Source organism: Acinetobacter sp. UBA6526 (genome assembly GCF_002434875.1).
Lineage (GTDB): Bacteria > Pseudomonadota > Gammaproteobacteria > Pseudomonadales > Moraxellaceae > Acinetobacter > Acinetobacter venetianus.
In genome coordinates this window covers 1-8,742 of the sequence record NZ_DJLC01000076.1, presented here as the reverse complement: position 1 = coordinate 8,742, position 8,742 = coordinate 1, and the positions used below count along the sequence as shown (strand labels likewise).

At 38.3% G+C, this 8,742-nt stretch carries 6 protein-coding genes and 1 pseudogene; 3 read left to right on the top strand and 4 right to left on the bottom strand.

Annotation, left to right across the window (positions count from 1 at the left end; translation table 11 throughout):
• The first annotated feature begins 250 nt into the window (after positions 1 to 250).
• The gene (gorA, locus tag B4237_RS05010) at positions 251 to 1,603 is read left to right on the top strand and encodes a glutathione-disulfide reductase (RefSeq protein WP_278595468.1); all 1,353 of its coding nucleotides are present in this window, start codon (positions 251 to 253) and stop codon (positions 1,601 to 1,603) included.
• 59 nt (positions 1,604 to 1,662) lie between these two features.
• Here gorA and B4237_RS05005 read toward each other — a convergent pair whose 3' ends face one another.
• The 4 genes from B4237_RS05005 to B4237_RS04990 form a co-directional block, all read right to left on the bottom strand.
• Positions 1,663 to 2,862 carry an acyl-CoA dehydrogenase family protein gene (locus B4237_RS05005; RefSeq protein ID WP_023013507.1) on the bottom strand — a complete coding sequence of 400 codons (1,200 nt, stop codon included), beginning with the start codon at positions 2,860 to 2,862 and terminating at the stop codon, positions 1,663 to 1,665.
• Between the two features lie 22 nt (positions 2,863 to 2,884).
• On the bottom strand, positions 2,885 to 4,171 hold the full coding sequence (locus tag B4237_RS05000; protein ID WP_278595467.1) for an acyl-CoA dehydrogenase family protein: 1,287 nt from the start codon (positions 4,169 to 4,171) through the stop codon (positions 2,885 to 2,887).
• 235 nt (positions 4,172 to 4,406) lie between these two features.
• Entirely contained in the window at positions 4,407 to 5,780 is a 1,374-nt protein-coding gene (locus tag B4237_RS04995) for an ABC1 kinase family protein (RefSeq protein ID WP_004879365.1), read from the bottom strand.
• A 193-nt stretch (positions 5,781 to 5,973) separates the two neighbouring features.
• Positions 5,974 to 6,279 carry a hypothetical protein gene (locus B4237_RS04990; protein WP_061397470.1) on the bottom strand — a complete coding sequence of 102 codons (306 nt, stop codon included), beginning with the start codon at positions 6,277 to 6,279 and terminating at the stop codon, positions 5,974 to 5,976.
• Between the two features lie 168 nt (positions 6,280 to 6,447).
• Between B4237_RS04990 and ybaK the strand changes: the two genes are divergently transcribed.
• Both ybaK and B4237_RS04980 read left to right on the top strand, forming a co-directional pair.
• Positions 6,448 to 6,915: a Cys-tRNA(Pro) deacylase gene (ybaK, locus tag B4237_RS04985; RefSeq protein ID WP_278595433.1), complete on the top strand. Its 468-nt coding sequence runs from the start codon at positions 6,448 to 6,450 to the stop codon at positions 6,913 to 6,915.
• Between the two features lie 323 nt (positions 6,916 to 7,238).
• A pseudogene (locus tag B4237_RS04980) lies at positions 7,239 to 8,720 on the top strand (IucA/IucC family protein); the annotation flags it as partial.
• Positions 8,721 to 8,742 lie beyond the last annotated feature (22 nt).

Here is an 8,742-nt window from a genome sequence, read left to right as displayed (position 1 = left end):
CTAAACGTCGTGCAAAAATCTTTAAAAAGTTTGGTGTGGTTGATAAATCTTTAGAACAAACTCAAGCAGAAGTCGTCGCTGTTGAGTAATTTAAAGACATGATCAAATGAAAGCACTGCTTAGAAATGAGCAGTGCTTTTTTCTTGTATTAAATAAATTAAAAATCATCGGTTTCTATATCTTGTTGTTGTATATCTATAGTTTTGATCTAACAAGAATTTTGCAGATTTAGATAATTCATGAGGTGATGATGACAAAACATTATGATTATATTGCGATAGGTGGCGGTAGTGGCGGCATAGCATCTGTAAATCGTGCAGCCATGTATGGAAAAAAATGTGCCTTAATCGAAAAGGGAGAAATCGGAGGTACATGTGTAAATGTAGGATGTGTACCTAAAAAAGTGATGTGGTATGCCGCGCATATAGCAGAGAGCATTCAAAAATATGCGCCTGATTATGGATTCAACACTCAAGTCGAATCTTTTAACTGGCAGACACTAGTCAAAAATCGCCAAGCTTATATTGATCGAATTCATCAATCTTATCAAAATAGCCTAAGTAATAATAAAGTCGATGTAGTTCAAGGGCCAGCAATTTTTATTGATAAAAATACAATTGAAGTAAATGGTGAGCGCCTAACTGCCGACCATATTTTAATTGCAACGGGTACGCAACCCTCATTACCTGATATAGATGGTGTTGAGTATGGTATTGATTCAAATGGTTTCTTTGAGTTATCCGCTTTACCTCAAACAGTCGCAGTCATTGGCTCTGGCTATATTGCTGTTGAGCTTGCTGGTGTGCTGAATACTTTGGGGTCACAGGTTGGCTTATTTATTCGAAAGGATTTACCTGTACGACGATTTGATCCATTTCTGAGTGAAACTTTGGTCGACGTTATGCAAACCGATGGCATTACGTTACATACTCAATCAACCCCCAAAAAAGTGACAAAAAATGCCGATGGTAAAGTGACTTTGCATTTAGAAAATGGTGAAGAACATATTGTTGATTGTCTCATTTGGGCAACAGGCAGAGAACCTAATACAGCAAACTTAAATTTGGATAAAGCAAATGTCCAATTAGATGAACGAGGTTATATCGCTGTCGATCAATTTCAAAATACCTCACAGGAGGGAATTTATGCAGTCGGTGACATTACTGGAAAGATGGAATTGACGCCTGTCGCTGTAGCAGCTGGTCGACGCTTATCTGAAAGATTATTTAATGCTAAGCCAAATGAATATTTGGATTATGAGAATATCCCAACAGTTGTGTTTAGCCATCCGCCTATTGGCACAGTTGGAATAACTGAACAAGAAGCATTTGAAAAATATGGCCAGCAAGCGGTGAAAATCTATAATTCCTCATTCACAGCGATGTACAGTGCGATTACTCAACATCGGCAGCCGACTAAAATGAAATTGGTATGTGTTGGTGATGAAGAAAAAATTGTGGGTATTCATGGGATAGGATTTGGTATGGATGAAATCCTTCAAGGCTTTGCAGTCGCATTGAAAATGGGTGCGACAAAACGCGATTTTGATAATACTGTCGCTATTCATCCAACTTCAGCCGAAGAGTTTGTCACGATGCGATAGTGTTAAATTAACGATACTATTAAAAAAGGACGCCACTTTAGACGTCCTTTTTATTTAAATTACTTCAATTCACTAGATGATTTACCCAACTCGCGACGAGCAATAATTAATTGTTGAATTTGCTGTGTGCCTTCAAAAATATCGAGAATTTTTGAATCACGTGCCCATTTTTCTAACAATTCATCTTCGCCATAACCAACACTAGCAGCAAGCTCGACGCATTTTAAAGTGATGTCATTGCCAACACGTCCAGCTTTTGCTTTTGCAATAGAAGCTTCTTTAGAGTTTGGCTTTTTATTGTCTGCCATCCATGTTGCTTTGATCATTAAGAGGCGAGCAGCTTCCCATTCTGCCTCCATGCGATAGATTTGTGCAGCTAGATTGGAGGTTTGTAAATAAGGGGTTTTATAGTCCGCATCAAGTTGGTCTTTAAAGATTTCTTTGATACGTTCCAAAGATGCTTTTGCACAACCAATCGCCATAGCAGCAACCAGTGGACGGGTGTTGTCAAAAGTTTCCATGACACCAGCGAAACCTTTAGCCACGTCAATCTCAGGATTACCTAATAAATTAGCGGCAGGTACTCGGCAATCAATAAAACTAATCACAGCAGTATCAGAAGCTTTGATCCCGAGTTTATGTTCAAGACGCTCAACTTTCATACCAGCCGTACCTTTAGGTACAACGAATGACTTAATTGCAGCACGACCAAGCTTTTTATCGAGTGTTGCCCAAACGACGACTGAATCAGCACGTTCACCAGAGGTAACGAAGATTTTTTCACCATTAAGGATATAATCATCACCATCTTGCGTTGCTGTTGTGCGAATAGCAGCTGAATCAGAACCACATCCCGGCTCTGTAATTGCCATCGCTGCCCAAGTTCCTTTGAAACGCTCGAGTTGTTCATCGTTGGCAACGGCTGCAATTGCCGAATTGCCTAGACCTTGACGTGGCATGCTAAGCAATAGACCTGTATCGCCATAGCACATTTCAATAATACCAAGCGCTGTTGACATATTATTGCCATTCTTATTTCCAGTCTCGGTTTCACCGCGTTTCCCGACGGCTGCGCCCGCATTAATACCTTCGCCGCCCTCATTCATACCATCAATTAAAGAGGCAAGCATGTCTAATTCTTTAGGATAGGCATGTTCAGCTTTATCGTATTTACGGGAAATAGGACGTAACACATTCAGCGCAACTTCATGTGCTTGATCGACCATCATTTTGAATTTTTTAGGACTTTGTAAGTTCATGTTGTGATCCTCTGATAGTCAATTAAGCATGTAAGCCAGAATGTAAGATAGCGGTTGCACGTAGATCACGATACCAGCGCTCTACAGGATGCTCTTTGGTAAAACCATGACCACCTAGGATTTGCACACCATCTGTACCCATTTTCATAGATTTTTCAGCACAAAGTAGACGAGCCAAATACGCTTCACGATGGAATGGTTTTCCAGCTTCTGCCAAACTTGCGGCATTGAGAACCAACATACGCATCGCATCAATTTCAATTGCCATGTCAGCGATCATGAAAGCCACACTTTGACGATGAGAAATAGGCTCACCAAAAGCAGTTCGCTCATTTGCATATTTGATACAGTAAGCTTTGATCGCTTCACATGTACCAACGGCCATTGCACACCACATTAAATTGCCAAGATCGACAAATGCGGTGTAATCAAAATCTGTATCACCCAAACGTAAAGCAGGGGTTTGATTGAATTGAAGTGTTGCTGTTTCTGTTGCTTTCAAACCCATTGCTGGATTTGCTTTGATTGAAATGGTTTCATTGCATTGCACAACAAAAATATCAGGTTTACCGTTTAACTCAGCACTGACTAAGAAAACATCGGCTGTATCACCCAATATCACAAGGGTCTTTTCACCATTAATGAAAAACTGACCATTTTGTTCGGTTGCAGTGGTTTTAAGCTGGAATGGATTGAACGCTGGTGTTGCTTCTTGAAATGCAAATGTTGCAGTGATATCTGTATCTTCAGCAAAACAAGGCAGATACATAGATTGAACTTGGGTTGAACCCCAACGCGTAATCGCATTAATGACGCTAAATGTGCTGAGCAAACCAGCTGATAAGCTGAAATCACCTTTTGCTAGGCTTTCAGCAATCAAGATATTGCTGACAATATTTTGTTCTGCTGCAACACCACCTAAAGCTTCTGGTAAAGCGTAATAATTGAGTCCAAGATCAACTAAATGCTGCCAAAGTTCTTCAGGAAATTGCGCATTATGATCTGCATCATGTGCGAGGGTATATAATACTTCTCCAGCGAACTGTGACATTGCATCACAGGTCATTTGCTGTTCTTCAGTTAAGCCAAGGTCAAATAGATTTTTATTGACTTGATTCGGGAGGCGTTGCTTATCAATCGGTTGTGGCTTAAATGCTTTCTGAGTTTTAGTGAGTACCTTAAAACCTGTTTTTGAACCCTGATATAATGATTTTTCAACAAATTTTCTTAATTTGAGTTGATCAAGAACTTCGCTTCCTGCGATTTTGGTAATTAAAGATAGCCCGAAGCCTTGAGCTTTATTCATCATATTCGACATGACTTTATCCTAGAGGATGGTTGTAAAATTATGCTGACATGCTCTCAGTAAAAAAACTATGTCTTCTTTGACGTGCTGTTTTGAGAATGATAAAGGGTGATTTATGGATAGGTTGTTTTATAAGTATTTATTTTTAAAAGATTTAAAAAAAATATGAAAAAATTGAACTCAAAAAAATTGACCAAACTGACAAATCAGATTGGTCAAAATGACTTTCTAGCGAAAATTATGCAAATTGACGAATCATTTTGCGAACATTGGTCTTTGCTTCAATGACCGTCATGAAGGTATAAGCACCAATAAATTTACGGCTAATAAACATAAATTCTTTAGGTGGAACTGAGAAATAGCGCGAAGCCATAGACTGCGCAGCTTGTTGCATGACTCTGCTATGTAATTGGCTTTTTTTCCAATCATAACGATCTTGTTCATCCATTACGCCAGCTGGCATATCAGGATTATTGCTCGGGCAACTAAATGCTTCTGTCGCGATTAGAAAAACATCAGCCATCCCAGGCTTAATACTTTCTGGCATTCCGTCAAAAAATTCATAACCCGTCATTGCTTTAACCATCGCCGTTTTATCGTGGTCATATCCTGCATGAATCAGATTTCGAGCAACCGTAAGTAAATTGTCGTCGAATTGGCGAATTGCACCAAAATCGAGGAGAACGATTTGATCTTTTAGATCATCACCATTGCCAAGACGAACAAGATAGTTTCCGAAATTCGGGTCAGTTTGCATTTCACCCCATTCAAATAACTCTCGAACCGCAATTTCAAGCGAAGCTTCACCCAGTTGATTACGGCGTTCTTGAGGCAATGAAAGCATGACAGGGCTATTAATCGGCACACCACGCTCAAAAGTCATACATAGAACTTTTTCAGCACAGAATTCATCAACAATTTGAGGCACGATATAGCGCGGATCATCATTCAAACGTTCAGCAAAACGGCGTGTTGTCGCTGCTTCAATATCGTAGTTGACTTCACGATGCATCATTTCACGGACTTCATCAAACCACTGATCAAATTCACGAGTTTGCGGCACCATACGGGTAAGCTTCAGCATGTTCTTGAATAGATTCATATCTGAGTCAATCGCTTCTGCGACACCCGGATATTGAATTTTTAAAACAAGCTCTAATCCATCTGATTTACGCGTTGCTCGGTGTACTTGCGCGAGGGAAGCAGTACCAATCGGCTCATGATCGATCGTTAAATCATCTAATTTAGAACCGAGTTGTTCCTGTAAATGACTTTTAATCGCAGGCCAAGCAAGGGCAACAGTTTGATTATTTAACGTATTGAGTGCTTGAGTGATTTCTTCAGGTAAGAAATGCTCACCATATAAAGCCATCATTTGTCCAATCTTTACGATTGAACCTTTTAATTTCCCAATTTCAGAAACTAAATAATGTGCTTGTTCAGCCATAGCTTTTTTACGTTTCTTCTCTTTTTCTTCTTCACTAGAGAAAAGGGAAGTAGCACTTGCAGTTGCCCAGCGTGTTCCAGCAAGTAAAGAGGCTTTAGCGATAGATAAGCGACGATCCACAGACGAGGTTTTTAGGTTCTTAAGCTTATCGTTCTGATCTGACATGAAAGAAAAATCCTATGCTGAAATCGGATGGTTGAAAGCCGAGAGATAAAGTGTAGAGGATATTACAGCTTTTGAACGTATTAAAATAGTTCAATCTCTTGAATTATCAGTCTAAATTTGTGAAATAGATCAATAATCTAAAATAGCCTAAGCAGATTTTTCATCCTAAATCTAGCTTAACTATACAGATGTCCTATATTTTAAACTGAATTTTCAGTACTGATTTACGCATTAATGCAGCGCGGTTGCTGTGAATATGTTTGATCAACATACGTTTCACATGACTGTGATGAAAGCCTAAGGCATGAGCTTTGACGATAATAATACTGGGTAATGTGAAGAAAAAATACTTCGTGTCATCTAAAGTCGCATTCTCAAAGATACCTTCCTCAATCAAAGTATTCCTCAGAAACTGCTTTTCAGCGCAAACGGTAGAAGATGATTCATCATTCCAATAGCTTTCTCGCATTGCCATTAAATTATTATGCTTGTAACTCATTAACTGATAGAGCCTATTCGTTTCACTATTAGAAAATATATGAGGTTCAAGATAGAGATATCAAGAATAGATTTACATCTAAAATAGCCTAAGCAAGTTTAAGATTTCTTATAAATAATGCTACACTAATACCACTTATTAAATGAATTAAGAATAGTCCGAAAGAAAATGACACCTGCATGTAAACTACTGGAAAAAAATAAAATACCATTCTCAATTCATGAATATGAACATGATGCAAATGCCAAAAGTTTTGGCTTGGAAGCTGCTGAAAAATTAAATTTAAAAGTAGAAGAAGTATTCAAAACTTTAATGGTAACAGACGAAAAAAATTACTACGTTGCAGTACTTCCAGTAAATCATCAATTAAATCTAAAAAAAGTTGCAGTGGCAGTAGGGTGTAAGAAACTTCAAATGGCGAATCCTAAAGACGCTGAGCGATTAACAGGATACTTAGTCGGTGGGATCAGTCCATTAGGGCAGAAAAAGCGTTTAAAAACAGTAATTGATTTAACGGCGCAATCTCTTGAAAAAATCTATGTCAGCGGTGGGAAAAGGGGCTTAGATATAGGTTTGAATCCACATGATCTAGCCGAATTACTTGGTGCTTCATTTAGTGATGTATTAGACATTTAAGTGAATAAAACGTGCTAAATAGCTGTTATTACTAAAATATTAATTTATCTATAAAAACTATTGAGAATCTTAAAACCATCATTTTATTTAATGAGAATAATTATTATCTTTTTGTATCCTTTTTAATCTTAATTTAATATTTAATTCAGTTAATTCATATATTTAAGTCTGTATTTTTAGGGTAATTTATTAAATTGAATTATTAAATGATAATAATTATCATTAGCATAATCTTAATCATGATTAATTGTGGTTGAGGTGTGTTTAGAGCTCAAACATTACGAAAAATAAATTCTACTCTCTCGATAAGAGGATACAGTCTGATGCAATCACTTGCCAATCGGTTGGCGATACAACACTTCGTCAACGCATACACGCAAGAAACTGGCAAAGGTCACTTGCTAAATAAAAGTCAGCAGAGTCCCCAACAACAAGCGTTTAGCCAAGGTTTGACGCTGTTATCAGTTCCGATTCACTCTATCCAAGCCCAATGCTATTTCCCATTAAGTTATGTCAGTCGAGTTGGGCGACATCGGTTACATGCTCTCCCACAAATAACGATTCAAGGACAGATTAAAACATTTAGCCCGGTTGCAACCGTGGGCTTGCTGTTGGAAGAACTTGTCTTTGAATCATCAATTCCTTTAGATGCTGCTTCTCTGGTTGAAAAGTGGATTCAAAGCCGAGATGCACTACAGCAGTTTTTAATGCAGCGTGAACATGATTTTGACGATCTTGTGAAAGCAGGGCAAAGCTTTATTGAAACCGAACAAGCTTTGATTTTAGGGCATAGCATGCATCCCGCGCCTAAAAGTCGAACGGGGTTTGTACATGAGGATTGGTTGAAGTTTTCGCCAGAACATAAAGGACAAACCCAACTTCATTATTGGTTTGTACATCAGGATTATATTGCAGAAGGGTCAGCCACAAACGAGGAAATTTCCGAAGAGCTTAAAACGAATTTACAATGGTATCTGTCTGAAAATGATCTCAATCTATTAAAAACGCATACTGAATATAAATTATTGCCTTTACATCCTTGGCAAGCACGTTATTTACAAAGCAAATCTTGGTTTGAACGACTCAAGCAAACGGGTCAATTGATCGATCTTGGTTTACGAGGATGGCAATTTTTCCCGACAACATCGATTCGTACTTTAGCAAGCTTTAGTGCACCATGGATGGTCAAACCTTCACTTTCGGTCATGATTACCAATTCAATCCGCGTTAATTTGGCGAAAGAGTGTCATCGTGGAGAGTTAACTCATCGCCTATGGCACAGTGAATACGGTCAGAATATTTTAAAACAATGCCCAAGTTTAAAAGCAGTCAATGACCCAGCTTGGATGGCTTTAAAAATAGATGATGAGGTCGTGAATGAAAGTATTTGTATTTTCCGTGATCAACCTTTTCATCCGCAGCAGCAAGTGACGTGTATTGCATCACTTTGCCAAGATCATCCAAGTAAATCGTTAAATCGCTTTAATGCATTATTTGCAAAAATTGAAAAAATGCATTCAGACACTGATTTTTCTGAAATTGCGTTGGATTGGTTCAATCGATTCCTGGAAGTTAGCCTAGAGCCATTGATGTATTTGTATCATCGTTATGGTATGGCTTTTGAATCCCATCAGCAAAATGTGCTCTTAGAAATGGAAAATAATTTTCCAAAAACACTATGGCTACGTGACAATCAAGGTTTCTATTACATTGAAGAATTTGCCACTGAGATCTTAAAAGTATTACCAGAGCTGAAAGAGAAAGCATTTGCGGTTGGACCTAAAGATTTTGTCGACGAGCGTTTTAGGGTCTGTTGACATTTACTGT